Origin of the sequence: Arthrobacter livingstonensis (assembly GCF_003219815.1) — a bacterium.
In the GTDB taxonomy this organism is placed as follows: Bacteria; Actinomycetota; Actinomycetes; order Actinomycetales; family Micrococcaceae; genus Specibacter; species Specibacter livingstonensis.
On the sequence record NZ_QJVD01000084.1, the window covers coordinates 1 to 2078 of the forward strand.

At 62.0% G+C, this 2078-nt stretch carries 1 protein-coding gene; it reads right to left on the reverse strand.

Annotated elements, in window-relative coordinates:
* Positions 1-137 precede the first annotated feature (137 nt).
* Positions 138-1148 (reverse strand): hypothetical protein, encoded by a 1011-nt coding sequence (locus CVV68_RS22815; RefSeq protein WP_110503266.1) that lies wholly within the window; start codon positions 1146-1148, stop codon positions 138-140.
* Positions 1149-2078: the final 930 nt, after the last annotated feature.

The following is a 2078-nucleotide window of genomic DNA, read 5'->3' on the forward strand; positions in this document are numbered from 1 at the left end:
TGAAGACCAGAGCACAGGCGACCCGGCAACAACTTTCGACCACCACGGCGCGCAGCGGCACTGGAACGCTTACGGGAGAGTTCATGTTGGCTGTTGCGGTGGAGGATTACGCTCCGGGTCGGCGACACCGTGGCAGATCAACTCGCGGGGTGAGCGTGGCGGTGGTGGCGACGGGCTAGTTGCACCATCAGACAGATCAGAGCTCCTACAAGGCCGCCACCGAAGAGCAAGGCATCGATAGCAAATGGGCTGGGATCGCTGAGCAGGCTGTCGTGGAAGGCGAAGACGACGGGCCCGGCCGCGCAGCCGGCGACCAGGACGGAGGGCCATATCGCCACGGAGCTAGGGCGACGGGGGACGATGCGCAGGAAGCGGCCGGCCGCCGTGATGAAGGCGAACAGCCCCGCTGCGGGGAGAGCGAAAGATAGCAGCGCGAGCAACGGCGGATAGCCCTCGAGGAGGACCTTCGACAGGACGAACGGGACCGCCAGCGCGCACGAGAGCACGCCGGCCGCGCCGACGGGATGCGTGCGGATGCGGGAGAAGAACGTCGTGTCTACCCAACGCACCGCCGCATAGGTGGACCGCGGGTGCCAGGCCAGGAGGCGAGCCCACCTCAGCGCCAGGAGAGCCGCGTCCGCCAACCAATCGGGTTGGTCACCCTGCCAATTCCGCGCCCGAAGGGCACGGGTCGCGGTGATGACACGCGTTCCGGCCGCGACCGTTGCCGCCGAGAGTGCTGCCAAAACCGCGAGCTGCCAGACCGTGTCGATATTCCACTGCCGCCGGTGCAGCCCGAGCGCCACAGCCGTCCACTCGCTGGCCTGTGTGGCCGCCACTACGAGGAGAACAACGAGGCTGAGTCGAAGCAGATCAGCGACTCGGCGTGCCGGCAGTGGCTTGTTTCGCCGGCAGAGCTGCACCCGAAGTGCGCCAGCGATGACTAGGCCGGGAATGATCGCGTAGTCCAAGGAGGTGGCCACGTCGAAAGGGTCGTCCTGCCACGGCTGCCGTACCTCGAAAGTAGAAACTTCCTTGGTCCACCACGTCAGCAGCGCGAACACGATCGCCAATCCAAGCGAGACCATGATCGCGATGCCCGCTCGCGCGCGCACCCGATCACCAACCTCAAGCGTTGTGACGTCCATACAGCGATCTTAAGCCCGCAAACCGCCGACCGGAGGATCAGCAATCCTTCAAACGCGCGGCCTCAACTCACAGACTCTCGAATTCCACCGGCGTCATAAACCGCAAAAACCTATGCGGAACCTCCACCCGCGTCAACCCACGACTGCTCGATCCGGAGGCCCCAGCCTCAACAGATCGAACCCATACTCATATCCTCTAGATCGATATAGGCTGCCACAGTCAGCCAGCCAACAGGACGATCGAACCGACCCAACGTCATTAGTGCGCTGCTTGCGGGATTTATTGCCGCTTTCATCTGAATGGCGATCACGGTTCCCCTGGGAAAGTTCAATGCCGCGGCGATCGTGAGTGGGGGCGTCGGCTTCGTCGTCGGGACGGCGAGCGGGCGTTCATCATCACAGTCGCGGTGTCGCGCTCGCGAATACACGCCTGACACGGGACCTCTACCGACGCGAATCTATCGTTGAAACGCTCGCCGGGCGATAACTGCTGGTTTGCGTCACAAGGGTACCCCTATCGGGACGAGTCGAGGGCTTCGAACTCATGCATATTTTGCCGGCGTGAACGCAGATGCGATCACCTCGAACAGGATCGAAGTTGAGAGTCTTGACGTCAAAAGGGGGAGTTAGCGGCGTTGAAAAGGGGGAGTGATTCCGGAAGGGAACTTTGCTGAATTGGGGGAGTAAAAGGGGAGTTGTCCCAATATGGCCCTAACCCGCTGGACATAACCGCAGGTCAGGGCGATGTTGTGCCCCGGGCCGGACTCGAACCGGCGGCCAAGAGAATCTCACCATCGGGACGTCAGCGAGTGCCGCTGTCTATCAATATTCGTGTATTCTTGGGAACTTTCGCGGCTCTTCAGAATCCAGAGTGTAATTTTGGTCTGAACCCGCCGGATTCCAGCAGTGACCTGGCGACATAGTTGGTGA

What these genes read in the sequence shown, in the direction of transcription:
- CVV68_RS22815 (WP_110503266.1), bottom strand. Translation starts at nt 1,148, where the DNA reads ATGGACGTCACAACGCTTGAGGTTGGTGATCGGGTGCGCGCGCGAGCG.